Here is a 25621-nt window from a genome sequence, read left to right on the forward strand (position 1 = left end):
GGATGGAGGAATGTTCTCCCGGCCCGAATCGACCAACGCGATCGACAGCTCCGACCTGGTCATCGACCGCATCGGGCACAGCGGTGCGACCCGTGCGATCGACGGTGTGAGCTTCTCGCTCGCACCCGGCGAGCTCATCTGCGTCGCGGGGCCCACAGGGTCGGGCAAGTCCACGCTGGTCGCCGCTCTGGCCGGATCCACGGATCCGTCGGTGCGAGTCGTCGGAGGCAGCGCCCAGGTGTGCGGCGTCGACATCCGTCGTCCTGGGCGCAAGCACCGCCTGCTGACCTACCGCACCGGGTTCGTGCCGCAGGGCGCGGGGGCTGATCTGCCGCCGCAGCTCACGGTGAACGAAGTCATCGCCGAGCCGATCCTCATCCGCGAGAAGCGCGTCAACACCAAGGCACTGTCGATCAGGGTGGCGACGCTGCTCGACGAGCTGCACCTGCCGCTGGGCACCGCCGCGAAGTTCCCCTACGAGCTCAGCGCCGGCATGCGGCAGCGCGTCGCGATCGCGCGATCGTTCGTGCTCGAACCCCGCGTTCTCATCGCCGACGAGATCCTCGCGAACCTCGACCTCGAGGTTCGTCCCGTCGTCTTCGATGCGATCACCCGGCGCCGCAAGGAGCAGGGGATGGGTGCGCTGCTCGTCACCAACGACGCCGACTTCATCCGGGAGCTGAACGCCGAGACGCTCATGCTCCGCGGCGGTCACGTCGTCGCTCGCGGGGTGGGAAAAGACCTCCTGTGGGCGCCGAACGCGGAGGCGGATTCGCAGCACTGAGGGTGCCCACGGGCGACACGCCCGATGTGCGGCCCGTGTCACGAGCACGCTCCGGAGTTTGCTAGGATTGACGAGTTGCCCGCGCAGCGGAGCACATTCCTCGGTAGCTCAATTGGCAGAGCAGCCGGCTGTTAACCGGCAGGTTCTTGGTTCGAGTCCAAGCCGGGGAGCCAATGAAAAGCCCCTCTTCGGAGGGGCTTTTCCCTTTCCCTCAGTCCGACCGTGGCGACGGAACGCACCCTGCGTCGGGCGATCGCTTCCGCGTACGAAAGAAGGCCCCGTCGATGACGGGGCCTTCTTTCGTATCAGCGTCGGATCAGCGTGCTGCGCCCTGGAGCGAGCCCGTGGTCTGACCGGCCGGGTCCGAGATGACACACTGCACGATGCGGTCGTTCAGCTCGTCCCAGGTCTGCTGGGTCGGCGTGATCGGGTAGACCTCGAGCACGGAGTCGTTGAACGCGATTCCGACGAAGCTCGTGTAGGCATCGCCGATGCACTCCTGCGAGGCTGCGTCGACGCTCTCCTCGGAGAACTCGCCGTCGTCCATGGTGATCTCGTAGTAGACCTCTTCGTCGTGCGGCTGGTCGCACGGGACGACGTCCGCGTCCTCGATCAGGCCGGTGGCGCTGGCCATCTTGCAGTCGCCCAGCTTGAGCGCGAAGATGTCGATGTTCGAGCTTTCGGTGACCTGCCCGGTGTCCTCGTCGCGGTCGGCATCGCCCGAACCGCCACCCAGGATCCCGTTCAGCGCGCTACATCCGGTCAGTGCGACCGACAGCGCCACAGCAGAACCTGCAAGCGCCAGTGCGCGTCGCGTGCGCAGTTTCATCATGATTTCCCCTCCCAGAGCCTCTTGGTGCGTGGTATGTCGAAATACCACCTCAAGCACGCTATCCGGCTCGGAGTCTGTGATGCAACTCCGAGAAGGCTTTGATTGGGCTGAAAGGTAAGGTCAGCCTTCCAAGTCATCGACTCCGGGCATCCAGCTGGCGCCGGCCTTGCCCCAACCGCGCTTCTTCGCGATCTTCTGAACCGTCTTCCAATCGCCGTCCGAGAGTCGGTCGATGTAGAGGATGCCGTCGAGGTGATCGAACTCGTGCTGCATGATCCGCGCACGCCAGCCGTCGACCGCGATCTCGACCGGCGCACCGTCGAGATCCACACCCGTGACGCGCACCCGCTCGGAGCGGCGCAGAGGGAAACGCTCGCCCGGGAAGGAGAGGCAGCCTTCCGACTCGAGGTCGTCGTCCGGCTCGCCCGGTTCCAGCGGAACCATCCAGAGCTCGGGGTTGATGATGACGCCGCGCCACGGCTGGTCGTCATCGTCGACGTAGGCATACGTGTAGAGGCGCAGCGGCACACCGACCTGGGGCGCCGCCAGACCGACACCGGGAGCCGTGTCCATGGTCTCGAACATGTCGGCCACGAGAGTGCGGATGTCGTCGGAGATCTCCTCGACGACGGAAGCGGGGGAGTGCAGGACGGGATCGCCCATGATGCGAATAGGAAGAACAGCCACGCCATAACCCTACTCGGCGCATATCGCCGGGTAGGGTCGTAGGGTGAGCATCTCCGTATGGACAGCTGGGGCGGAAGACGTCACCGACCAGCTGGTAGGCGCGTTCCAGAACCCGGGACTGCTCCTCGGCATCCCCCTCGCACTCGCGGGTGCGGTCTTCATGTCGCTCGGCGCTCAGTACCAGCACCGCGGCGTCGAGAAGATGGAACGGCTGAGCGGTGCGGACGGAGCATCGGGTCTGTCGATGGCTCAGGTGCGCGGGCTGCTGACGAGGCCCTCCTGGCTCGTGGGCACTTTGATGCTGGGCCTTGCCATCGTCTGTCAGCTCGCAGCTCTGACCGTCGCGCCTCTGATCGTCGTGCAGCCGCTCGGTGCGATCGCGCTGGTCATCACCACACTGCTCAACGCCCGCATCTCGGGGCATTCACCGACCAAGCAGTCCATCACGGCGATCATCTGCTGCGTCGGAGGGATCTTCCTCTTCGTCTTCTTCGCGGCGATATTCGCCACCGAGAAGGACGTCACAGACACCGAGCTGTTCACGATCCTCGCGATCCTGCTCGTCGTGATCATCATCCTCGGCGCCTGCTGGCTCGTGCTCCGTCACCGGATGCGCGCGCTCTTCTACATCGTCGGCGCCGGAATCCTCTACGGCTTCGTCGCGACACTCGCGAAGGTCGTGATCAAGCGCGTCCAGGCCGGTGACTTCGAGTGGATCACGCTCGTATGCGTGATCGCACTGATCGCCGCAAGCGCAGTCGGCGCCTACTTCGTGCAGACAGCGTACAGTTCTGGTCCGCCCGACCTCGTCATCGCCGGGCTCACCGTCGTTGACCCGCTGGTCGCCGTGCTGATCGGCATGGTCGTGCTCGGTGAGGCCGCCGCCGCGCCGCCGTGGGTTCTCGTGATCTTCGGCATCGCCGGCGCGATCGCCGTGTGGGGCGTCGTCGGACTGGCTCGATATCACCCGCAGGTGCTGAGCGACAGCCAGGACCTCGGCATCACCCGCGGAAGCGACGAGCATGCGAAAGGCCCCGAGGCGAAGAACCCCGAGGCCTGATCACATCGGCTCAATAGGCCGGATCGATGAGATCCGGTGAGACCTCCGAGGCTGCGGCCTCGTCGACGAAGAACACCGTGCGCTTGCGCCCCTTGGCGCCCGCTGCCGGAACATTCGTGTAGCTGGCCCCGGCGAGAGCCAGACCCAGAGCTGACGCCTTGTCGGCGCCGGTGAGCACGAGCCAGACGCGCTTGGACGCGTTGAGCACCGGGCGGGTCAGCGTCACACGCTCCGGCGGGGGCTTGGGGGAGTCGCGCACGGGCAGTGCCGCGGCATCCGTCACGGTGACCTCGATGCGATCGGGGAACAGCGACGCGATATGGCCGTCGGGACCGACACCGAGGAAGCACACGGCGAACGAGGGCCACGGATGCTCGTCGGTGCCGAACTTCGCGAGCTCAGCGGCATAGGCCTCGGCGGCCTCGTCGAGGGTCAGTCCCTCGCCCGCGGCCGCGACCTCGTGCACGTTCTCTGCGGGGACGGGGATGTGGTCGAGCAGAGCCTCCCGGGACTGCAGCGCGTTGCGATCGGCATCGTCAGGAGCGACGAACCGCTCGTCGCCCCACCAGAAGTGAACGAGCGACCAGTCGATCTGCGACGAGCGCGGGTCGTCGCGCGTGGCGCGCAGGACCGCACCACCCATCGAGCCGCCCGTGAGGGCGACGTGGGCGATGCGGCCGTTGCGCGTGCGCGCGCGAAGACGTGTCAGGAATCTGTCGGCCACCCTCACGGCGAGTGCTGCGGGGGTGGATTCGACCACGACCCGCTTCTCTGCGGACGCTGTCTGCGACGACATCATTCTCCTGTCTCGGGCGGACCCAGCTTCTCCCAGCCCTCGGTGATCACTCGACCGTACAGGACGTCGGGGTCGAGGCGACGCAGCTCCTCGGCGAGGCACTCGCGCAGAGTGCGGCGGGGGAGGTGCAGATCGTGGTCGGGCTGATCCGGCTGCGTCAGCACCGCGACTCCCGGCGTCGGACGCTCGAGCAGGATGTCGCCCGAGGCGCGGTGGAGCCGCACGGACTTGATGCCCTCCTGCCAGTGCTCCGGGTCTTCGTACGACCAGGTGACGGGGATCTCGAGCGCCATCTGCAACCAGGCGGCGAGCAGCGCGGTCGACGGCGAGGCGGAGCCGCCTCGCACCTCGACGGCGGCGACCTCTTCGAACGGCGGCTGGTCGAGCACGGCGGCGAGCTGCTCGCGCCAGTGCGTGAGGCGCGTCCACGCGAGGTCGGTGTCGCCGGGAGCATGTGTCTCGCCGAGCAGGGCGAGGCGGTCACGCACGTCCGGCGCGGTGGCCGCATCCGTGATGCGCCGCTGGGCGATCTTGCCGAGGGGCGACGTGGCGGGCGAGGTCGGTGCCTCTTCCGGCCACCAGGCGACCACCGGTGCATCGGGCAGGAGAAGACCCGTGACCAGGCTCTCCTCGTTGCTGGCGGCGTCTCCGTAGGCGTGGAGCACGACGACCTCGGAGGCGCCGGCGTCACCGCCGACGCGGATCTGCGCGTCGAGGCGCGACTCGCCCTCACCCGTGGTGAGAACGATCACGCGCATCGGGTGCTCGCGAGAAGCATCGTTGGCCGCATCGATCGCAGCCTCGGCGACGCCATTGCGTGCCGAGATGATCAGCGTGAGCACGCGGCCGAGGGCGACGGCGCCGCCCTCTTCGCGGACCTTGACCAGCTGCTTGGCGACCTGGCTGACCGTCGTGTCGGGAAGGTCAATGATCACGGGCGTCTCCAGACTCGTCCATCACGGGCAAGGAGGTCGTCGGCGGATGCCGGACCCCACGAGCCGGGTGCGTACTGATCGACCGGACCGCCGACGGCAGCCCAGTACTTCTCCACCGGGTCGAGGATCTTCCAGGAGAGCTCGACCTCTTCGTGGCGCGGGAACAGCGGCGGGTCGCCGAGCAGGACATCGAGGATGAGTCGCTCGTAGGCCTCGGGGCTCGCCTCGGTGAACGCGTGGCCGTAGCCGAAGTCCATCGTGACGTCGCGCACGTTCGTTCCGTTGCCCGGGACCTTGGATCCGAAGCGGATCGTGACGCCCTCGTCGGGCTGCACGCGGATCACGAGGGCGTTCTGGCCCAGCTCCGACGTGTTCGAGCGACCGAAGAGGTGCTCGGGCGCCTTCTTGAAGACGACGGCGACCTCGGTGACACGGCGTCCGAGGCGCTTGCCGGTGCGCAGGTAGAACGGCACGCCGGACCAGCGGCGGGTGTCGATCTCGAGCTTGATCGCGGCATACGTCTCGGTCGCGGACTCCGGGTTCATGCCGTCTTCGTCGAGGAAGCCAGTGACCTGCTCGCCGCCCTGCCATCCGCCGGCGTACTGGCCACGGGCGGTCGCGAGGGAGAGATCGTCGGGCACGTGCACCGCAGCGAGGACCTTCTCCTTCTCAGCGCGGAGGTGCTCGGCCGAAAGGCTGATCGGCTCTTCCATCGCGGTGAGCGCCAGCAGCTGCAGCAGGTGGTTCTGGATGACGTCGCGAGCGGCGCCGACACCGTCGTAGTATCCCGCACGGCCACCGACGCCGATGTCCTCGGCCATCGTGATCTGCACGTGGTCGACGTAGTTGCGGTTCCAGATCGGCTCGTACAGCTCGTTCGCGAAGCGCAGCGCCAGGATGTTCTGGACCGTCTCCTTGCCGAGGTAGTGGTCGATGCGGAAGATCGAGTCCGCCGAGAACGCGACTTCGAGGGCGGCGTTGAGCTCGCGCGCGGATTCGAGGTCGTGCCCGAACGGCTTCTCGATGACGACGCGACGCCAGCGCTCGTCGTCATCGTCGTTCTCGCCGACGAGACCCGAGTCCTTGAGCTGCTTCGCGACCAGCGGGAAGTCCTTCGGCGGGATCGACAGGTAGAACGCGTGGTTCCCCATCGTGCCGCGCTCGACGTCGAGCTGGTCGACCGTCTCGCGGAGCTTGCGGAAGGAATCGGGGTTGTCGAACTCGCCCGAGACGAACCGGATGCCCTGGAGGAGCTGCGCCCACGTCTCCTCACGGAACGGAGTGCGCGCATGCTGCTTGACGGCGTCGTAGACGACCTGAGCGAAATCCTGGTCCTCCCAGTCCCGACGGGCGAAGCCGACGAGAGCGAATCCGGGCGGCAGGAGTCCGCGGTTGGCGAGGTCGTAGACCGCGGGCATGAGCTTCTTGCGTGACAGGTCTCCGGTCACGCCGAAGATCACGAGGGCGCTGGGCCCCGCGATCCGGTTGAGACGGCGATCATCGGGGTCACGCAGCGGGTTGTGCCCGCGCGAGATGGGAACAGACATCGGTGGGGGATTCTCCTGGCTGTTACTTCTGTGCTGCTTCGAAGAGGGTGAGGACGTCGGCCGACGAATCGGTGATCGTCAGGGAGACGACCGGACGGCCGTGCTCGGCGAGGACACCGGCATCGCCGGCGGCCTGCGCTTCGATGAGCTGCCCGAACGTGAAGGGCCTCTCGGGGATCTCGAGATCGACCTCGGTGCGCTCCAGGATCTGCAGGAACACTCCCTGAGCGGGCCCGCCCTTGTGATACTGACCCGTGGAGTGCAGGAAGCGCGGTCCCCATCCGAACGTCGTGGGGCGACCGGAATCGGCGGCCACGAGCTCGCGGAGGCCCTGCAGCTGCGGGACGTCGAGTCGGTTCACGTAGGCCTGGATCGAGACGTAGCCGTCTGCCGGCAGCTGAGCCCAGAGCGCATCGAGCACGCCTTCGACTGTGCCGGATGCCGCGAGAGCGGGATCGGACACGCGCACCTCGACGCCGTTCTCGACGAACGCGGGAGCGGTCGGCTCGGGACGTGCGTCGAGCAGACCACGGGCCGCCACCTTGGCGGACTCGACGTCGGGCTGGTCGAAGGGGTTGATGCCGAGCAGGTAGCCCGCGATCGCTGTGGCGTACTCCCACACGACGAGCTGAGCGCCCAGCGATCCGCTGACCAGGATCTCGCCCTCGTGCCGCTCGCGGAGGTGGAACTCGTTGGCGTCGTCGACCAGACGCACGATCTGCAGGTCCGACGGCTTCGAGTCGAGCTCCGGCGACACAGGAAGGAGGACGACAGGCAGGATGCCGGTGCTGTCCTTGCCCGTGGACTCGGCGATGAGCTGCTCGATCCAGTCGGGCAGGCCGTTGATGTGCGTGCCGTCGGTGATCAGGCCCAGCTTGTCGCGGCGCGGCGACGTGGCGGAGATCGCGGCAGCGAGCCGCAGCGCCGGGTTGTCTGCGGAGTCGATCGCGACCTCGAGAAGCGAGGCGTCGGCCTCGTTCAGGAGTTCGTCGATGTCGGCTCCGGCGAGCCCGGACGGGACGAGGCCGAAGGCGGTGAGCGCCGAGTAGCGCCCTCCGACGTTCGGGTCCGCGTTGAACACGCGGTACCCCGCCTCGCGAGCCGAGACGTCGAGCGGCGAACCGGGGTCGGTGACGACGATGATGCGCTCGACCGGATCGATGCCCACGTCGCGGAATGCGGCTTCGAACGTGCGGCGCTGCGAGTCGGTCTCCACCGTGGAGCCGGACTTCGACGACACCACGAGCACGGTGCCCTCGAGACCGTCGTCCAGTGCGGCGAGCACCTGGCTCGGAGCGGTGGAGTCGAGGATCGTGAGCGGGACGCCCGCGGTCTGGGCGATGACCTCGGGTGCGAGCGACGATCCGCCCATGCCGGCGAGCACGACTCGAGTCACACCCTTCGCATGGAGATCCGCGCGAAGCGCCGCGATCTCGGCGACCAGTGGGCGCGAGACCGAGACCGCCTCGATCCATCCGAGGCGGATCGAGGCCTCGGACTCGGCTGCCGCACCCCAGAGGGTTGCATCTCCGCCGGTGAGGCGGGAGGCGATGAGGTCGTGGACGAGAGCGGGGACCGTCTCGTCGATCGCGACCCGAGCCGCGCCCGAGGCGTGGATCGCGAATGTCATCGCTGCGCCTCGAGGCCCTCTGCCACCTGCGTGAGCAGGTCGTGCCAGGAGTCGATGAACTTGGCGACGCCCTCGTCCTCGAGCACCTGGGTCACGTCCGTGAAGTCGATTCCGAGGTCGGCGATGCCGGCGAAGACGGCGCGGGCCTCTTCGTAGCCACCCGTGATGGTGTCGCCCGTGACCACGCCGTGGTCGAAGGTCGCCTCGAGCGTCTTCTCGGGCATCGTGTTGACGACATCCTTTGCGACGAGCTCGGTGACGTAGAGGGTGTCGGGCAGCGCCGGGTCCTTGACGCCGGTCGATGCCCAGAGCGGACGCTGGGCGTTCGCGCCGGACGAGATCAGGTCCTGAGCACGCTTCTCGGCGAACTTCTGCTCGAAGAGCTCGTAGGCGAGGCGTGCGTTGGCGAGCCCTGCCTTGCTCTTGAGCGCCTCGGCCTGGTCGGTGCCGATCGCGGAGAGACGCTTGTCGGTCTCGGTGTCGACGCGCGACACGAAGAACGAGGCGACCGAGTGGATGCTCGACAGGTCGATGTCGGCGCTGTGCGCGCGCTCGAGACCGGCGAGGTAGGCGTCGATGACCTCGGCGTAGCGCTCGAGGCTGAAGATCAGGGTCACGTTGACGCTGATGCCGGATGCGATCGCCTCGGTGATGGCCGGGAGTCCTGCCTTCGTCGCGGGGATCTTGACGAGGAGGTTCGGACGGTCGACCTTGGCCCAGAGCTGCTTGGCCTGAGCGACGGTGCCCTCGGTGTCGTGCGCGAGGTCGGGGGAGACCTCGATCGAGACGCGGCCGTCGACGTGGCCGGAGGCCTCCCAGACGGGGCGGAAGACGTCGAGCGCTGCAGCGACGTCCTGCGTGGTCGCGGCGAACACGGCCTCTTCCGCCGTCGCGCCCGACGCTGCGAGCTCGGTGACCTGAGCGTCGTACGACGTGTTGTTCTTGTCGGTGATCGCGTTCGCGAAGATCGTCGGGTTGGTGGTGACGCCGACGACGTTGCGGGTCTCGATCAGCTCGGCCAGGTTGCCGGAGGAGATGCGGGTGCGCGACAGGTCGTCGAGCCAGATGCTGACACCGGCTGCTGCGAGGTCTGCGGTGGGGGTGCTCATGCGTTCTCCTTGATGGTCTCGCGTGCGGCCGCGATGACGGCCTCTGTGGTGATGCCGAACTTCTCGAACAGGGTCTTGTAGTCGGCGGATGCGCCGAAGTGGTCGATGCCGACCGAACGGCCGCGGTCGCCCACGATGCCGCGCCAGCTGAGGACGGATCCGGCCTCGACCGAGACGCGGGCGGTGACCGCCTTCGGCAGGACCGACTCGCGGTACGCGTCGTCCTGCTCGTCGAACCACTCCAGAGAGGGAGCGGAGACGACGCGGACGCCGACGCCCTCCTCGGCCAGGGCCGCACGGGCGTCGACCGCCAGCTGAACCTCGGAGCCGGTCGCGATGATGATCACGTCGGGGGTGCCGTTCGGAGCCTCGGCGAGCACGTATGCGCCCTTCGAGACGCCGTCGGTCGAGGCGAAGACGTCGCCGTCGGCTGCTCCCTGACCGCGCTCGAACACCGGGATGTTCTGACGGGTGAGGGCGATGCCGGCCGGGCCCTCGTGGCGGCGCAGGATCTCGAGCCAGGCGGCCGAGGTCTCGTTGGCGTCGGCGGGGCGCACCAGCGTGAAGTTCGGGATGGCGCGGAGCGTGGCGATCTGCTCGACCGGCTGGTGCGTGGGGCCGTCCTCGCCGAGCGCGACGGAGTCGTGCGTCCAGACGAAGATGCTGGGGACGTTCATCAGCGCGGCCAGACGCACCGGCGGGCGCATGTAGTCGCTGAAGATGAGGAACGTGCCGCCGAAGGCGCGGGTCGGGCCGTGCAGCACGATTCCGTTGACGATCGCGCCCATGGCGTGCTCGCGGATGCCGAAGTGCAGCACGCGGCCGTAGGGGTCACCCGACCATTCGTGGGTGGACCACTCGGCGGGGATGAAGGACTTCGAGTCCTTGATCGTGGTGAGGTTCGACTCGGCGAGGTCGGCCGATCCACCCCAGAGCTCGGGGAGCTCGGCGGCGAGGGCGTTGATGACCTGGCCGGAGGCCGCGCGGGTCGAGACGTCCTTGCCGCTGGCGAAGACGGGGAGAGCTGACGTGATGTCGGCCGGGAGCTCCTTGGCCTCGAGACGGTCGAGGAGTGCCTTGCGCTCGGGGTTGGCCGCGGCCCACGCGTCGAACGACGTCTGCCACGCGGCACGCGTCTCGGCGGCGCGGTCGGCGAGCGCGCGGGTGTGGGCGATCACGTCGTCGGCGACGGCGAAGTGCTCCTCGGGGTCGAAGCCGAGGACCTTCTTGGTTGCAGCGAGCTCGTCGCCGCCGAGGGCCGAGCCATGGATCTTGCCCGAGTTCTGCTTGCCGGGCGACGGCCAGCCGATGATCGTCCTGAGGATGATGAGCGACGGCTTGGAAGTCTCGCCCTTCGCGGCCTCGATGGCGGCGTTCAGCTCGGCGACGTCCTCGACGTACTCGCCCGTCTTCTTCCAGTCGACGGTCTGGACCTGCCAGCCGTAGGCCTCGTAGCGCTTCGCGACATCCTCGGTGAAGGCGACGTTGGTGTCGTCCTCGATCGAGATCTGGTTGGAGTCGTAGATCGCGATCAGGTTGCCGAGCTCCTGGTGGCCGGCGAGCGAGGAGGCCTCGCTGGTGACGCCCTCCTGAAGGTCGCCATCGCCGGCGATCACGTAGACGAAGTGGTCGAACGGGCTCGTGCCCGCAGCGGCCTCAGGGTCGAACAGGCCACGCTCGTAGCGGGCTGCATAGGCGAACCCGACCGCCGAGGCGAGACCCTGGCCGAGCGGGCCCGTGGTGATTTCGACGCCCTTGGTGTGGCCGTACTCGGGGTGTCCGGGAGTGAGCGAGCCCCAGGTGCGAAGCGCCTTGAGATCGTCGAGCTCGAGACCGAAGCCGCCGAGGTAGAGCTGCACGTACTGCGTGAGCGACGAGTGACCGACCGAGAGGATGAAGCGGTCGCGGCCGAGCCAGTCGGTGTCGGTCGGGTCGTGGCGGAGAACCCGCTGGTAGAGGAGATACGCGGCTGGAGCGAGGCTCATCGCGGTGCCGGGGTGGCCGTTCCCGACCTTCTCCACGGCATCCGCTGCCAGAAGACGCGCGGTGTCCACCGCACGTCGGTCGATCTCATCCCACTGCAATTCCGACACTGTGAAGCCCTTCTGCAACTGTTCGAGAGCGTCCGGAGTGCACATTCGCAGACCGCAACGTTACGGAGGGGTGTGTGATGTGCGCCGGGCGCGCGAGTCATTTCAGCATAGCGCCGTGGTGTGACCCGTTACCCAGTCTTACAACGCGTCACCAGCCCAGGAATTCCATGGCGGAGGGGGTGTGTCGCACACTCCTGGGACCGAAGATCAACGTGCACGGAACGCGGTCTCGCGACGCCCCGGGCGCGTCTGCGGAGGCGGGGCGGGCCGAGTCCTCGGCGTGCCCTAGACTGGGAAACGCTGTCGTGACGCGTGTGGAGGAGGCGATCGAGATCTCGACGATGTCTGATCAGACCGTTGTGAAGAAGTCCATCGGTCGTACCGTGAAGGCGTACGTCGCCCTCACCAAGCCGCGTGTCCTCGAGCTGCTGCTGGTGTCGACCGTCCCGGTGATGTTCCTCGCCCAGGGCGGGATGCCCGACCTGTGGCTGGTGCTCGCCACGGTGATCGGCGGCTCGCTGAGCGCCGGTTCGGCAGCGGCGTTCAACATGTACCTCGATCGAGACATCGACGCGCACATGCACCGCACGGAGAACCGTCCGCTCGTGACGGGAGAGATCACCCCTCGGGGCGCTCTGATCTTCTCCTGGACCCTCGCCGTGCTCTCGACGGTCTGGCTCTGGTTCACGACGAACTGGCTGGCGGCCACGCTGTCGGCAGTCGCGATCTTCTTCTACGTCGTGATCTACACGATGATCCTCAAGCGCCGCACCGAGCAGAACATCATCTGGGGCGGCATCGCCGGATGCTTCCCGGTTCTCATCGGCTGGGCGGCCGTCACCGGTTCGCTCGACTGGCCGGCGTTCATCCTCTTCGCCCTGATCTTCCTCTGGACGCCGCCGCACTACTGGCCGCTCTCGATGAAGTACAAGGACGACTACGACGACGTCGACGTGCCCATGCTCGGAGTGACCCGCAACGCCTCGCAGGTCGGCCTCCAGGTCATCCTGTACGCCTGGGCGACCATCGCCTGCTCGCTGCTGCTGATCCCCATCGCGAACATGGGCCTCGTCTACACCGTCTCCGCCCTGGTGTTCGGCGGTTGGTTCATCTACGAGTCGCACCGCCTGTACAACCAGGCTGTGCGGGGGAACGAGGCGCGGCCGATGCGAGTCTTCCACGCCTCGATCACCTATTTGACGCTGATCTTCGTGGCCGTCGCGGTCGACCCGCTGCTTCCGTTCTGAGGCTCGTCGTTCTCGACGATCGTCTCGTCCTCCGACGAGACGAGGGTGGGGGCGTCATCCGTGGCCGGCTCGATCGCGTCGTCGGCGTCAGCCTCTGACGTCCAGTCGATGGGCTCGACGACGACCGGTGCGGTCGTGGGCATGAGCGCCTGCACCGCCGTGAGAGCGATCGCGATGAGGAGTCCGATGACTCCGGCGCCCAGCAGGGCCGCGCCGACCACGACGAGCGACTGGCCGACATAGACCTCGATGCCCGTGGCCGTGCCGTCGAGGAGAGTGCTCGTCATCGTGCCGACCTGCCCGGCGATCAGCCATCCGCCGACGCCCGCCGAGGCGAGCGAGAGCACGAGGAGGAGCCAGAAGCCGATGCTGCGTGTCAGTGACTTGTTCATGTCTGCCACGGTGCACGACGAACTGATGAGCCTCTGATGTCGCAGCTATGCATCCACTGTGCCGGTCGCCGGGCCGGCGGTCGTCGTCACTCCCGAGCGGCGACCGGCTTCTTCAGGTGCAGCACCACGACCGTGTAGGCGGCGGCCGACAGCGAAGCGAGCACCATGTGGATGCCGACGAGCAGCGGGGGAAGTCCCTCACGCGCCTGCCAGATGCCGACGCCCACCTGCACGAGGATCGCGAGCACGAGGACGAGCAGCCATTTGCGGGGTTCCAGCCGAAGAGCCCACGCCGAGATCGTCAGAGCGGCGACGAGAGCGGCGAGGATGTATCCGGGCCACGAGTGCACGTGGGCGAGGATCGTGGCGTCGAATCCGTGCCGCAGCACGTCGGCGTCGCCGGAGTGCGGCCCCGAGCCCGTCGTCAGAACACCGAACACGATCGTGACGGCCAGTGCGAGACCGGTGACATGGCTGAGGATGGCGAACCACTTCGGGACGGCGCTCACACGGGGTCCGGCAGCAGCGTAGAGGCGCACCAGGAACGCCGCCGTGACGCACACGAGCAGCAGCGACGAGACGTAGTGGAACCCGACGATGAAGGGGTTCAGGCCGGTGAGGACGGTGATGCCTCCCACGAGTGCCTGTGCCACGACTCCGACGAGCACGACCCAGGCGAGGACGACGAGATCACGCCGCTCTGACGCGAGCCTGAGTGAACGGATCATCGCGGCGATCACCGTGACGAGCAGCGCGCCCATGGCGAAGGGCGTCGCCGGAAGGGAGAACAGAGAGACCAGCCCGAAGACGACGGCCGCGGCGACGATGCCGCTCGCGGCGAAGCGCAGAGCGGAGAACACGAGGCGTCTGCCGCCCACGCGCGCCAGCACGAGCAGGAGGACTGCGAGCGCGATGATGCCGACGACGCCCGTCATCACGCGGTTGCCGAACTCGATGATCCCGTGTATTCCCTGATCGGCATAGATCGGCACGAGGGACTCGGGAGTGCACAGCGGCCACTCCGAGCATCCGAGCCCGGAGCCGGTGAGGCGCACCGCGCCTCCGGTGCCGATGATGATGGTCTGCGCAAGGAACGAGAGCCAGGCGCACACGCGCAGCATCCGTCCCCACAGGAGCGCGGCCGTCGAGGTCGTCTGCGGTGCATTCGTGGGGGAGGAGATCGTCGTCTCGGGCATAAGTCTCTCCGAACCGCGCCGGACACGGCGAGCGGCCCTGTCTTCAGGCGGAACCTGTAGAATCGGATTGTTGTGATGAGCGCTGACCGCGCTGAAGCATCGCTAACAGTTTAGGCGCGATGGATGCGCCGGTGATGAGGGCCCACCAACGGCACCCGCTCCCGCAGACTCGACGGGGATCAGGTGTGTCGGGGCGGATGACACCGTTTTGGGACCTGTGAGGAGAGTGTGTGATGTCGGATGTGCTGATCGACCGCCCGGAGCTTGACGGCCTGGGGGTGTACGAATTCGGGTGGCATGACGAAGATGCTGCCGGAGCCATCGCCAAGCGCGGTATCTCCGAAGAGGTGGTCCGTGGGATCTCGGCGCTCAAGCATGAGCCCGAATGGATGCTGAAGACCCGTCTCAAGGGATACCAGCTCTTCGGACGCAAGCCGATGCCGACCTGGGGCGCAGACCTCAGCGAGATCGACTTCGACAACATCAAGTACTTCGTGCGCTCCACCGAGAAGCAGGCGCAGTCGTGGGAAGATCTTCCCGCCGAGATCCGTGAGACCTACGAGCGCCTCGGCATCCCCGAGGCCGAGCGTCAGCGTCTCGTGGCCGGCGTCGCGGCTCAGTACGAGTCCGAGGTCGTCTACCACCAGATCCGCGAAGACCTGGAGGAGCAGGGCGTCATCTTCATGGACACCGACACGGCGCTCCGTGAGCACCCCGAGTTCTTCGAGGAGTACTTCGGATCGGTGATCCCGGCCGGGGACAACAAATTCGCGGCCCTGAACACCGCCGTGTGGTCGGGCGGATCGTTCGTCTACGTCCCCAAGGGCGTGCACGTCGAGATCCCCCTGCAGGCGTACTTCCGCATCAACACCGAGAACATGGGCCAGTTCGAGCGGACCCTGATCATCGCCGACGAGGACAGCTACGTCCACTACATCGAGGGCTGCACGGCCCCGATCTACAAGTCGGACTCGCTGCACTCGGCCGTCGTCGAGATCATCGTGAAGAAGAACGCCCGCGTTCGCTACACGACGATCCAGAACTGGTCGAACAACGTCTACAACCTCGTCACCAAGCGTGCGGTCGCGCACGAGGGCGCGACGATGGAGTGGGTCGACGGCAACATCGGCTCCAAGGTGACGATGAAGTACCCGTCGATCTACCTGATGGGCGAGCACGCCAAGGGCGAGACGCTCTCGGTCGCGTTCGCGGGCCCCGGACAGCACCAGGACGCCGGCGCGAAGATGATCCACATGGCTCCCTACACGCAGTCGTCGATCGTCTCGAAGTCGATCGCGCGTGGCGGTGGACGTGCCGGATACCGTGGCGAGGTGCGAGTGGACGCCAACGCGCACCACTCCGCGAACACCGTGCGCTGCGACGCCCTGCTCGTCGACACCAAGTCGCGCTCCGACACCTACCCGGCGATCGACATCCGTGTCGACGACGTGCAGCTGGGCCACGAGGCCACGGTCTCGAAGGTCAGCGAAGAGCAGCTCTTCTACCTCCAGTCCCGCGGCATGCCCGAGGACGAGGCGATGGCGATGATCGTGCGCGGCTTCATCGAGCCGATCGCGCGGGAGCTGCCGATGGAGTACGCGATGGAATTGAACAAGCTCATCGAGATGGGCATGGAAGGATCGGTCGGCTGAGATGACGGCCCAGACGACGACGCCCACGGCGTCGCATCATTCGAGCGCGCATGTCGACCCGGCCGCGCAGGTCGCGGACGCCGGATTCGTTCCGGTTCAGACGCGTTCCGAGCGCCCGCATTCGTTCGAGCCGGCGGACTTCGGCGCGCCGACCGGCCGCGAGGTCAACTGGAAGCACACGCCCGTCGCGAAGCTCTCGTCCCTCTTCGAGGTCGCGGGCTCCGCTGAAGGAGTGAGATACACGTTCGGCGCAGGAGAGCAGTACGTCTCCGCGCCGCTCGCCTCCGGCGATGCTCCCCGCGGCGAAGTCTTCCTCGCCGAGGACATCACCGCGGCCATCGCGTGGCAGGGCTCGCCTGAAGCGCTGCACATCCGCATCCCTCGTGAAGAGGAGGTCGCAGAGCCGATCCTCGTGGCGATCGACGGTCTCGGCGCAGAACTGCGCGCCGATGCCCACATCGTGATCGAGGCGCTCGAGCACAGCTCGGCCACCGTCGTGCTCCAGCACACCGGAGCCGCGCAGTACTCGCAGAACGTCGAGATCATCGTGCGCGACGGAGCGAAGCTCACCGTCATCAGCCTGCAGCAGTGGCAGGATGCGGCCGTGCACACCTCTGCGCACCAGGCGCGGGTCGACGCGGATGCCACCCTCAAGCACTTCGTCATCAGCTTCGGCGGCGGCGTCGTGCGCGTGAACCCGAGCGTCGAGCTCGCGGGTGCCGGATCCGAGGGCTACCTCTACGGTCTGTCGTACGCCGATGCGGGTCAGCACCTCGAGAGCCAGGTGTACCTGCACCACAAGGGCGCGCACACCAAGGGCGACGTGCTCTACAAGGGTGCGCTCCAGGGCGAGGGCGCGCACAGCGTCTGGATCGGCGACGTGCTGATCGGCGCCGACGCGACGGGCACCGACTCGTACGAGGCGAACCGCAACCTGGTGCTCACCGAGGGCGCTCGTGCCGACTCGATCCCGAACCTCGAGATCGAGACCGGAGACATCCTCGGCGCCGGCCACGCCAGCGCCACAGGTCGCTTCGACGACGAGCAGCTCTTCTACCTGCAGGCTCGCGGCATCAGCGAAGAGGAAGCACGCCGTCTCGTGGTGCTCGGATTCCTCACCGACATCGTCCAGCGCCTGGGCATCCCGGCTCTGGAGACCGAGCTGCTCGACGCTATCGAGACGGAGCTCGCCGAGGTGAACGCGTGAGCGCCGAGCGCGTGTGCGGCGTCGCGGAACTCGAGCAGGACATGCCGATCCGTGTCGAGCCGAACGGCGTGCCGATCACCGTGATCAAGGACTCCGAAGGCGTCATCCACGCCATCGGAGACACCTGCACGCACGGCGACATCTCTCTCGCCGAGGGCTTCGTCGAGGGTGACACGGTCGAATGCTGGGCCCACGGCTCGGCGTTCTCGCTGCTCACCGGCAAGCCCCAGAATCTCCCCGCTTATGAGCCCGTTCCGGTCTACGTCGTCGAGATCGACGGCGACGACGTGCTCATCGACCCGACTGTGACGAAGGAAGTCTGAATGTCTGTTCTTGAAATCCGCGACCTGTACGTGACGGTCGAGACCGAGGCGGGTACCACCCCGATCCTCAACGGCATCAACCTCACCATGAACACCGGTGAGACGCACGCGATCATGGGCCCCAACGGCTCGGGCAAGTCGACGCTCGCTTACACGATCGCCGGACACCCGAAGTACACGGTGGCCTCGGGCTCGATCACCTTCGACGGCCAGGACGTGCTCGAGATGAGCGTCGACGAGCGCGCTCGCGCCGGACTGTTCCTCGCCATGCAGTACCCGGTCGAGATCCCGGGTGTGACGGTGACGAACTTCCTCCGCACCGCCAAGACGGCCCTCGACGGTGAAGCCCCCGCGATCCGCGGCTGGACCAAGGACGTCAAGGCGGCCATGGCGAACCTCCGCATGGATCCGAAGTTCGCGCAGCGCAACGTCAACGAGGGCTTCTCGGGTGGCGAGAAGAAGCGTCACGAGATCCTCCAGCTCGAGGTGCTCAAGCCGAAGTTCGCGATCCTCGACGAGACCGACTCCGGTCTCGACGTCGACGCACTGAAGATCGTCTCCGAGGGTGTCAACCGCGCCAAGGAGTCGACCGGCCTCGGCGTTCTGCTCATCACGCACTACACGCGCATCCTCCGCTACATCCGTCCCGACTTCGTGCACGTGGTCGTCGCGGGCAAGATCGTCGAAGAGGGCGGCCCGGAGCTGGCCGACCGGCTCGAGGACGAGGGATACGACCGTTTCCTCGACCCCGCAGCCCCCATCGAGGCGTAGGCTGATTCGCATGACAGCCACCCTCACGGACCAGAAGTACGACGAGGTCACCGAGGCACTCAAAGACGTCATGGACCCGGAGCTCGGGATCAACGTCGTCGACCTCGGTCTCATCTACGACCTCGCGTGGGATGACGAGAACGATGCTCTCGTCATCCACATGACACTGACCAGTGCCGGCTGCCCGCTGACCGACGTCCTCGAAGACCAGACCGCGCAGGCTCTGGACAGCGTCGTCGATCGCTTCCGCATCAACTGGGTGTGGATGCCGCCGTGGGGTCCGGAGAAGATCACCGACGACGGCCGCGACATGATGCGCGCCCTCGGCTTCGCCATCTGAGGATGCTCGAGGTCAAGGCTCTGCCTCTGGCCGAGCTCCGCGAGCGGACGAGCGAGAAGTGGCGGGAGTATCCCGCCGATGTGCTTCCGCTGTTCGTCGCGGAGACCGACTTCCCTCTCGCGCCCGCGATCTCGGCAGCGCTTCGCCGCGCCGTCGAGACGGGGGACACCGGGTACATCGCGTCGCGGACGCCGTTGCCGTCCGCCTACGCGGCATTCGCCCGGCGACGATTCGGATGGGACGTCGATCCTGCGCGCATGCGCAGTACTGCGGACGTCAGCATGGGCATCGTGGAGATCCTCCGTCGCGTCACCCAGCCGGGGGAGCGCGTCGTCGTGACTCCTCCCGTGTATCCGCCGTTCTACGATCTGGTCGCCGAAGCCGGCGCTGAGGTCTCGCGGGTTCCGCTGCGTGACACGGGCACGGCGTGGGAGCTCGACCTCGACGGCATCCGTGCCGCGTTCGAGGACGGCGCGACCGCGATCCTGCTCTGCAACCCGCATAACCCGACGGGGACGGTCCACAGCCGCGACTCTCTCGCCGCGCTGGCCGAGATGGCGGACGAGTTCGGCGCATCCGTGATCTCCGACGAGATCCATGCGCCGCTGGCGCAGCCGGGAACCGGGTTCACGCCGTTCCTCGACACCGGCGAGGCTGCCGAGCGGGTCGGATTCGCGGTCGTCAGCGCCAGCAAGGCGTTCAACCTCGCCGGCCTCAAATGCGCCTTGATGGTGACGGCATCCGACGCCACGAGCGAGGTCGTGCGTGGCCTGCCTATCGAGGTCGTCTGGCGCACCGGGCAGTTCGGTCTTCTCGCCGCGGTCGCCGCGTTCTCGGAGGAGAGCGACGAGTGGCTCGACGGACTGCTGAGGACGCTCGATGCGAATCGAGTGCTTCTCGAGGATCTGCTGGCATCGAGACTGCCCGAGGCACGCTATCGGATGCCGGACGCGGGCTACCTCGCGTGGATCGACCTCTCAGGCCTCGGATGGGGTGAGAACCCGGCGCGCCGCATCCTCAAGGAGGCCAGGGTCGCCCTGCACTTCGGCCCGGCCTTCGGAGACGAAGGCGCGGGGTACGTGCGTCTGAACTTCGGCACGAGCCCCGAGATCATCACCGAAGCCGTGGAGCGCATCGCGGCGCTCGTGCAGAGGTGACCGCGCAGAGGTGACTGCGCGGAGGTGACTGCGCAGAGCTGACTGTCAGATGGGTGGCAGGCTCACCGGAGCCGTCTGTCGGCAGCCTCGTCATCGATCGTGCCTCTCGCCAGCGCTCTCACGCCGAGGTCGAAGATCCGATCGAGCCCCGCGGTGACGTCGACCGCGTCGCCTGCGGGGAGGGCGCCGTGGCTGTCGGCGTGCATGCGCTGCTGCACGAGCGTGGCGTGACCGAGGATGAAGTGCAGGAGGGCGACCGCACGCTCCCGGGAGTCCTCGGCTCCCACGCGGTGCAGGGAGTCCTCGAGCGCCGTCTGCGCCTGTGAGGAGCCGAGCTGCAGTGCGTACGTGCTGAGCACGAGTTCAGCGCCGTCGCGATAGGTGAACAGGGCGTCGCGGATGCTGCGCGCTGTGGTCAGCACATCGGCGTCATCACGCGGGATGGTCGAAGTGATGCGGTCGGCGAGATCGGCGAGCAGCTCCTGTTTGCTCGTGAAGTGCCAGTAGAGCGCGCTCGGCTGGACATCGAGCCTGCTCGCGATCCTGCGCATCGAGAGGTCGGCGAGCCCGACCTCGTCGAGGAGCACCAGGGCCGCCCGCGCGACGCCGTCGCGATCGTGGCGGGTCGAGTTGTGATCGGGGCTCATGTTCTCACTATAGTGAACACCGTTCAGGTGAACAGTGTTCAGGAAGGTGTCGGATATGACGCAGCAGCGAGGCGACCTCGGTCGCGAACTGGCCAGGGTGGCGATCTTCGCCGCCCTCATCGTGGTTCTCGGGATGGTGACGATACCGATCCCCGGCGGGGTGCCCATCACCGCGCAGACCCTCGGGGTGATGCTCGCCGGTGCCGTCCTCGGCCCGCGGCTCGCTCCGCTCTCGATCCTGCTCGTGCTCGCTCTCGCGGCTGTGGGGCTTCCGGTCCTCGCCGGAGGGCGCGGTGGGCTCGGGGTGTTCGTCGGTCCCACGGCCGGGTACCTGCTCGGATGGGTGGTCGGAGTCGTCGTGATCGGACTGATCGTGCATCGAGGCAGGCTCACGTGGTGGCGCATCGCGCTCGGCACCGTGATCGGCGGCATCCTGGTCGTATACCTGTGCGGGATCCCCGTCACCGCGCTCGTCCTGGGCCTCGACCTCACGCCTACGGCCGTGGCGGCTCTCGTGTTCCTGCCGGGGGACCTCCTCAAGGCTGCGGCGACCGTGGCGCTGACGCTCGCGGTGCGGCGCGCGTACCCGAGGGCTTTCGGCGCTCGCGGAGCTCTCGTGGCGGCGCCCGTCCGTGCGGCCTGAGACGAGCGTCGCACGCATCGCGCTCGACGGGGTGACCGTCGAGCGCGAGGGCCGACGGATCCTCCGGGATGTCAGCGTCGATCTCACGGCGCCGCGCATCGCGGTCGTCGGCGCGAACGGATCGGGCAAGTCGACCTTCGCACGGCTTCTCAACGGTCTCGTCGTGCCCTCGTCGGGGCGGGTGAGCGTGCACGGCCTCGACACGCGACATGACGTCGCGGCGTTGCGTCGCCGCGTCGGCTTCGTGTTCACCGATCCGCAGGCACAGATACTGATGCCGACTCCCGCCGAGGATCTCGCGCTGTCGCTGCGCGGCCTGCCCAGGGCGGAGATCGATGCTCGAGTGGCCGACGCGCTCGCTGAGCACGGACTCGCGGATCGGGCGGACGTCGCGGCATCGGACCTCTCCGGTGGTCAGAGACAGCTCCTCGCACTCGCGTCGGTGCTGATCACCCAACCGCAGCTGATCGTCGCAGACGAGCCGACGACGCTGCTCGATCTGCGCAATGCCCGGCGCATCGCAGACCTCCTGCTCGCGCAGACGGCGCAGGTCCTGATCGTCACCCACGACCTCGACCTCGCGGCGCGCTGCGATCAGGCGGTTCTGTTCGACGACGGCGCTGTCGTGGCGGCGGGCGAGCCCGGTGCGGTGATCGCCGCCTACCGGAACCTGTGCCGATGATCCAGATGTACAGGCCGGGCATGAGCATCGTCCATCGGATGCCTGCGGGGGCCAAGCTCGCGATCTTCGCCGCACTCGGGATCGGGCTGTCCGCCTATCCGCATGATGCCTGGAGTGTCGGCGTCACCGTGAGCGGCGCCTGCGCGCTCTTCGCCCTCGCCCGCCTGCCGCCGCGCGTGCTGGCCGCTGAGGTGTGGCGCCTCCGCTGGCTCGTGATCGTGCTCGGAGCAGCGCTGTGGATCTTCGTTTCGCCACTTGCGGCCTGGGTCAGCACCGCACGCGTCATCTCGCTCGTACTGCTCGCCTCGTTGCTCACGATCACGACGCGAATGGGCGATCTGCTCGACGTGCTGCACCGGATGCTCCTCCCGCTGCGACGCCTGGGCGTCGACGCAGACGCCGTCTCGATGGCGATCTCGCTCACGATCACGATGATTCCGGTCGTGGCGTCGTTCGCCCACGAGATCAGGGACGCGCAGCGGGCGCGGGGGGTTCGGCTCGGCATCAGGGGCGTCGTGCCCCTTCTCGTCCGCACGCTACGCCACGCGGACGACGTGGGCGACGCTCTCGCCGCTCGCGGTCTGGTGTGAGCGCCGAGCCAGTCGAAGTGCCCAGAGCATCCCGCAGACGGCGACGGCGGCGGTCAGTACGGTCGTGCCGATCAGCAGCAGCAGGACGACAGCGGTGAGCCCCACTGTCACGGCGCCGAGCACGCGGCGAGGCGACTCCGTCAGCACAGGAGACGGTCGCGTCTCGACGCGGGTGAACGCGACCGCGACCGCAGCGGTGAGGGCCAGCGCGGTCACGAGCCAGAGCGGACGGGAGAGCCACCAGGAGATGCTGCTCGGCTCGGGGAGCGCCAGACCCGTCGTCAGCGCCGCGACGGCCGAGAGACCGGCCATGCCGAGAAGCACCGGCATGTGCCAGAGATAGATCGTCATGGTGCGCCGGTTGACGAACGCGGCGAAGGCCGCCGCCCGTGGGCGTCGGCTGAACGCCTCGATGCGGACGCGGAACAGCGACACGGCGCTCAGGTGCACGACGCCGACGAGCAGGAGTGCTCCGGTGGGCGGGTTGATGTTGGCGATGAGGTCGGGAGAGTAGATGCCGCTGACGAACGTCGCGACGAGCACTGTGGCCGCCGCTGCACCGCAGACGGCTCTGCAGCGCCTGCTCAGTCGCTCGATCGTTCCGTCCGCGAGGAAGAATCCGACCTGTTGCAGCGCGAGCCACACGAAGGCGAGGTTGATGAACCCCAGGCCGTCGACGCCCGTCAGCGCTCGGAGCCCGTCGACAGCGAGTGATGCCGCCACCAGTACCGCCAAGGTCGATATCGGCGCCCTGGCATGTGCAGTCGCGAGCGCCGGGAGCAGAGCCTGGCAGAGGAGGAAGACCCCGAGGAACCAGAGCGGTTGACCGTAACGGAAGCCGGCGACCCCCACGATCTCGGCGGGCACTCCGGTGAGACTCAGCACCACGAGCGCGATGCCCACGATCCCGATCGCGAACACGGCCGGCCGGAGGAGTCGGTGCACGCGAGCGGCCACGAAGCCGGATGCGGTGCCGCCGCGCTCACGCTGGCGCCGGTGGGCGAGGAAGCCCGCGAAGCCGCCGATGATGAAGAACAGCGGCATGACCTGCAGCATCCAGCTCACCGGCACGATCCACCCGGTGCCCTCGCTGGCGTTCTCGAAGACAGGAGCGCCGTCGACGACGGTGACGCCCACCATGATCGCGTGAAGGAGCACGACGCCGACGACGCAGAGTGCACGCAGGAAGTCGATCGCGGTGTCTCGACCGCTCGGGAGCGGAGCCTGCTGAGCGGTGAACGGGGGTGCCTCGACGATGGCCATGGTTCCTCCTCGGATGGGGTGTCCGAGGAGCGTATGAAGACGGTGGCTGGCGGGGGATCAACCCCTGGGGCTGTTCACACCCCTACCGGGGGGTGATCTCTTCGGTGATGTTCACGACGCAGGCTCGACGAGCCCGGTGTCGTAGGCGAGGATCACCGCGTGCACGCGGTCTCGCAGCCCGAGCTTGGCGAGCACCTTGCCGACGTGGGTCTTGACCGTCTGCTCGGCGATGAAGAGGTCGCCTGCGATCTCGCTGTTCGATCGACCGCGGCCGATCAGCACCAGCACTTCGCGTTCGCGTTCGGTGAGGTCGGCCAGAGCGGCGGCTGCCCGAGGCGTGCGCGGCCGGCGGCCGGCGAACTGCTCGATCATCCGCCGGGTGACGCTCGGCGCGAGCAGCGCGTCGCCGCCGGCGACCACGCGCACGGCATGGACGAGCTCTTCCGGGAGCGCGTCCTTGAGCAGGAATCCGCTTGCGCCGGCCTCCAGCGCGTCATAGACGTAGTCGTCGATGTCGAAGGTCGTGAGCATGAGGATGCGGGGCACATGTGCTGCGGGATACCCGGGCCCCAGGATGCGCCGCGTCGCCTCGATGCCGTCGAGCTCGGGCATCCGCACGTCCATCAGGATGACGTCCGGGTCGAGGCGGGCTGCGAGGGTGACGGCTTCGGCGCCGTTCGCCGCCTGACCCGCCACGCGGATGCCCTCGTGAGCGTCGAGGAGAGCCGCGAATCCTGCTCTGACCATGGCCTGGTCGTCGGCGATGAGGACGCTGATGGTCACGGGGTCTCCTCCAGGGATGCAGCGGTGTCGGTGCGTGGATCCGGATCGCGGAGTGGCAGAGTGGCCGCCATCTCCCAGCCGCCGTCGGCGGACGGCCCCGCCGTGAAGGCGCCTCCGAGCAGCTCGACGCGCTCGCGCATACCGCGGAGTCCGTATCCGCCGCCGGTCGGCGCAGGAGGAGCGGCGGCGCGACCGTTGCGCACGCGGATGAGGACCGCGTCCGCATCCGCCTGCACCCGCACGGTCACCGGCGCGCCGGATGCGTGCCGCACCGCGTTGCTCAGAGCCTCCTGTGCGATCCGGAACGCGGCGATCTGCACAGCCTGCGGGGCGTCCGCGACGGCGCCGGTGATCTCGAGCCCGACCGTGACTCCCGCTCGTCGGATGGTGTCGACGAGTGCGGGGATGTCGTCGATGCGCTGTTGCGGAGCGAGCTCGGCAGTCTGATCCTCGGTGCGCAGGACGCCGAGCATCCGTCGCATCTCGGTGAGGGACTCCCGTGCGGTTGCAGCGATGCTGTCGAACTCGGCGGACGCGGCGTCGCCGATCTCGGGAAGCCGGTATCGCGCGGTGGAGGCCTGCACCTGGATCACCGACATGCTGTGTGCGATCACGTCGTGGAGCTCACGGGCGATGCGCGTGCGCTCCTCGACGAGTCCGCGGCGGGATTCCTCGAGGGCGGAGTGCTCGCGCTCACGAGTGAGTTCGGCAGACACGCGCACCCGGCCGGCGACCAGGATGGCGACCAGGAACATCGCCGCGGCCACGGAAGTGGTGACGATCAGGTCGGCGGTCGCGCTCCCGGCCGTGGGTGCGGTGGCGACGATCTCGGGGCGCAGCAGGGGAGCCGTGAGAGCGAGGACGACGCCGATCACGAGCGGGAACGCGCCGAGCCTGGCGCCGTGAATGAAGGTCACGACGCCGACGAAGAGCACGAAGGTCAAGAGTGCAGGCACCGACCACGGCCACGGCGACTCGGTCGCGAGCGTGGGGACGACGAGCAGGGGAAGCGCGAAGGCGGACGCGCAGAACGCCGCGATCGCCCATCGGGGGTGCGTCAGCGCCAACAGCGGCGATCCGCAGAGGGCAGCGCCGAGGATGAACGACAGGGGAAGGGATGTGCCGTAGAGAACGGTCTGGATCGGCACCAGCACGGCGAACAGCACGAGGCACGCAGCGCCGAGAGCCGCCAGACCGGCGGTGCGGCGGCTGATGCGGGGAGCGCGCTCGGTGCGCGGCCGACGACGTGCCATGA

26 protein-coding genes and 1 tRNA gene are annotated in these 25621 nt (G+C 67.8%); 13 read left to right on the top strand and 14 right to left on the bottom strand.

Annotation, left to right across the window (positions count from 1 at the left end; genetic code table 11):
• The first annotated feature begins 10 nt into the window (after positions 1-10).
• The gene (locus tag ASF80_RS01185) at positions 11-784 is read left to right on the top strand and encodes an ATP-binding cassette domain-containing protein (protein ID WP_056307278.1); all 774 of its coding nucleotides are present in this window, start codon (positions 11-13) and stop codon (positions 782-784) included.
• Between the two features lie 97 nt (positions 785-881).
• A tRNA-Asn gene (locus ASF80_RS01190) sits at positions 882-957 on the top strand.
• 143 nt (positions 958-1100) lie between these two features.
• Here ASF80_RS01190 and ASF80_RS01195 read toward each other — a convergent pair.
• Complete coding sequence (locus ASF80_RS01195) at positions 1101-1616, bottom strand: septum formation family protein (RefSeq protein WP_056307280.1); 516 nt, start codon at positions 1614-1616, stop codon at positions 1101-1103.
• A 120-nt stretch (positions 1617-1736) separates the two neighbouring features.
• A complete protein-coding gene (gene def / locus ASF80_RS01200; protein ID WP_082488138.1) occupies positions 1737-2303 on the bottom strand; it encodes a peptide deformylase in 567 nt (188 codons plus the stop codon).
• 49 nt (positions 2304-2352) lie between these two features.
• On the opposite strand from def, the gene ASF80_RS01205 reads away from it, so the two are divergent.
• A complete protein-coding gene (locus ASF80_RS01205; protein ID WP_082488328.1) occupies positions 2353-3363 on the top strand; it encodes a DMT family transporter in 1011 nt (336 codons plus the stop codon).
• A 10-nt stretch (positions 3364-3373) separates the two neighbouring features.
• Here ASF80_RS01205 and pgl read toward each other — a convergent pair whose 3' ends face one another.
• From pgl to tkt, 6 genes are read right to left on the bottom strand one after another with little or no spacing between them, the layout of a single operon-like run.
• Entirely contained in the window at positions 3374-4159 is a 786-nt protein-coding gene (gene pgl / locus ASF80_RS01210; RefSeq protein WP_164481735.1) for a 6-phosphogluconolactonase, read from the bottom strand.
• Positions 4159-5094 (bottom strand): glucose-6-phosphate dehydrogenase assembly protein OpcA, encoded by a 936-nt coding sequence (locus ASF80_RS01215; RefSeq protein ID WP_056307286.1) that lies wholly within the window; start codon positions 5092-5094, stop codon positions 4159-4161. Before ASF80_RS01215 ends, pgl begins: the two co-directional genes overlap by 1 nt.
• Positions 5091-6641: a glucose-6-phosphate dehydrogenase gene (zwf, locus tag ASF80_RS01220; protein ID WP_056307288.1), complete on the bottom strand. Its 1551-nt coding sequence runs from the start codon at positions 6639-6641 to the stop codon at positions 5091-5093. Before zwf ends, ASF80_RS01215 begins: the two co-directional genes overlap by 4 nt.
• Before the next feature lie 22 nt (positions 6642-6663).
• The gene (locus tag ASF80_RS01225) at positions 6664-8271 is read right to left on the bottom strand and encodes a glucose-6-phosphate isomerase (protein ID WP_056307291.1); all 1608 of its coding nucleotides are present in this window, start codon (positions 8269-8271) and stop codon (positions 6664-6666) included.
• Positions 8268-9380 carry a transaldolase gene (gene tal, locus ASF80_RS01230; protein WP_056307293.1) on the bottom strand — a complete coding sequence of 371 codons (1113 nt, stop codon included), beginning with the start codon at positions 9378-9380 and terminating at the stop codon, positions 8268-8270. The genes ASF80_RS01225 and tal overlap by 4 nt, the downstream gene beginning before the upstream one ends.
• Complete coding sequence (tkt, locus tag ASF80_RS01235; protein ID WP_056311593.1) at positions 9377-11473, bottom strand: transketolase; 2097 nt, start codon at positions 11471-11473, stop codon at positions 9377-9379. Before tkt ends, tal begins: the two co-directional genes overlap by 4 nt.
• A gap of 332 nt (positions 11474-11805) precedes the next feature.
• On the opposite strand from tkt, the gene ASF80_RS01240 reads away from it, so the two are divergent.
• Entirely contained in the window at positions 11806-12720 is a 915-nt protein-coding gene (locus tag ASF80_RS01240) for a heme o synthase (protein WP_414843793.1), read from the top strand.
• Here ASF80_RS01240 and ASF80_RS01245 read toward each other — a convergent pair.
• Together ASF80_RS01245 and ASF80_RS01250 are read right to left on the bottom strand one after the other, a co-directional pair.
• A complete protein-coding gene (locus tag ASF80_RS01245) occupies positions 12666-13112 on the bottom strand; it encodes a hypothetical protein (RefSeq protein ID WP_056307294.1) in 447 nt (148 codons plus the stop codon). The two genes, ASF80_RS01240 and ASF80_RS01245, sit on opposite strands and share 55 nt — an antisense overlap.
• Positions 13113-13198: 86 nt before the next feature.
• Positions 13199-14308: a COX15/CtaA family protein gene (locus tag ASF80_RS01250; RefSeq protein ID WP_082488139.1), complete on the bottom strand. Its 1110-nt coding sequence runs from the start codon at positions 14306-14308 to the stop codon at positions 13199-13201.
• Positions 14309-14541: 233 nt separating this feature from the next.
• Here ASF80_RS01250 and sufB point away from each other — a divergent pair, with 233 nt between their 5' ends.
• The 6 genes from sufB to ASF80_RS01280 are packed head-to-tail and all read left to right on the top strand — an operon-like array spanning position 14542 to position 19758.
• Positions 14542-15960 carry a Fe-S cluster assembly protein SufB gene (gene sufB / locus ASF80_RS01255; RefSeq protein ID WP_042537589.1) on the top strand — a complete coding sequence of 473 codons (1419 nt, stop codon included), beginning with the start codon at positions 14542-14544 and terminating at the stop codon, positions 15958-15960.
• 1 nt (position 15961) lies between these two features.
• Positions 15962-17167, top strand: a complete 1206-nt coding sequence (sufD, locus tag ASF80_RS01260) for a Fe-S cluster assembly protein SufD (protein WP_056307295.1) — start codon at positions 15962-15964, stop codon at positions 17165-17167.
• Positions 17164-17490, top strand: a complete 327-nt coding sequence (locus ASF80_RS01265) for a non-heme iron oxygenase ferredoxin subunit (protein ID WP_053096453.1) — start codon at positions 17164-17166, stop codon at positions 17488-17490. Before sufD ends, ASF80_RS01265 begins: the two co-directional genes overlap by 4 nt.
• Positions 17491-18261 carry a Fe-S cluster assembly ATPase SufC gene (gene sufC / locus ASF80_RS01270; protein ID WP_056307297.1) on the top strand — a complete coding sequence of 257 codons (771 nt, stop codon included), beginning with the start codon at positions 17491-17493 and terminating at the stop codon, positions 18259-18261. It begins immediately after the preceding gene.
• 10 nt (positions 18262-18271) lie between these two features.
• Positions 18272-18601 (top strand): metal-sulfur cluster assembly factor, encoded by a 330-nt coding sequence (locus tag ASF80_RS01275; protein ID WP_045280093.1) that lies wholly within the window; start codon positions 18272-18274, stop codon positions 18599-18601.
• Positions 18602-18603: 2 nt separating this feature from the next.
• Positions 18604-19758 carry a MalY/PatB family protein gene (locus tag ASF80_RS01280; protein WP_056307299.1) on the top strand — a complete coding sequence of 385 codons (1155 nt, stop codon included), beginning with the start codon at positions 18604-18606 and terminating at the stop codon, positions 19756-19758.
• Between the two features lie 62 nt (positions 19759-19820).
• Here the strand turns inward: ASF80_RS01280 and ASF80_RS01285 are convergent, their stop codons facing one another.
• Positions 19821-20405 (bottom strand): TetR/AcrR family transcriptional regulator, encoded by a 585-nt coding sequence (locus ASF80_RS01285; protein ID WP_056307300.1) that lies wholly within the window; start codon positions 20403-20405, stop codon positions 19821-19823.
• 55 nt (positions 20406-20460) lie between these two features.
• Here ASF80_RS01285 and ASF80_RS01290 point away from each other — a divergent pair, with 55 nt between their 5' ends.
• Genes ASF80_RS01290 through ASF80_RS01300 form a run of 3 tightly spaced genes read left to right on the top strand, consistent with a single transcriptional unit; the run spans position 20461 to position 22320 of the window.
• Positions 20461-21048 carry a biotin transporter BioY gene (locus tag ASF80_RS01290; RefSeq protein WP_056307302.1) on the top strand — a complete coding sequence of 196 codons (588 nt, stop codon included), beginning with the start codon at positions 20461-20463 and terminating at the stop codon, positions 21046-21048.
• Positions 21038-21730 (top strand): energy-coupling factor ABC transporter ATP-binding protein, encoded by a 693-nt coding sequence (locus tag ASF80_RS01295; protein ID WP_082488140.1) that lies wholly within the window; start codon positions 21038-21040, stop codon positions 21728-21730. Before ASF80_RS01290 ends, ASF80_RS01295 begins: the two co-directional genes overlap by 11 nt.
• Before the next feature lie 20 nt (positions 21731-21750).
• On the top strand, positions 21751-22320 hold the full coding sequence (locus ASF80_RS01300) for an energy-coupling factor transporter transmembrane component T family protein (protein ID WP_235559845.1): 570 nt from the start codon (positions 21751-21753) through the stop codon (positions 22318-22320).
• Here the strand turns inward: ASF80_RS01300 and ASF80_RS01305 are convergent.
• The 3 genes from ASF80_RS01305 to ASF80_RS01315 all read right to left on the bottom strand — a co-directional run bounded on the left by ASF80_RS01305 (position 22267) and on the right by ASF80_RS01315 (position 25619).
• Positions 22267-23583 carry an acyltransferase family protein gene (locus tag ASF80_RS01305; protein ID WP_056307305.1) on the bottom strand — a complete coding sequence of 439 codons (1317 nt, stop codon included), beginning with the start codon at positions 23581-23583 and terminating at the stop codon, positions 22267-22269. The genes ASF80_RS01300 and ASF80_RS01305 overlap by 54 nt on opposite strands.
• Positions 23584-23694: 111 nt before the next feature.
• Entirely contained in the window at positions 23695-24366 is a 672-nt protein-coding gene (locus ASF80_RS01310) for a response regulator (protein WP_056307306.1), read from the bottom strand.
• Complete coding sequence (locus tag ASF80_RS01315; protein ID WP_056307309.1) at positions 24363-25619, bottom strand: sensor histidine kinase; 1257 nt, start codon at positions 25617-25619, stop codon at positions 24363-24365. Before ASF80_RS01315 ends, ASF80_RS01310 begins: the two co-directional genes overlap by 4 nt.
• Between the last annotated feature and the right edge of the window lie 2 nt (positions 25620-25621).

The organism is Microbacterium sp. Leaf159 (assembly GCF_001423615.1).
GTDB lineage: Bacteria > Actinomycetota > Actinomycetes > Actinomycetales > Microbacteriaceae > Microbacterium.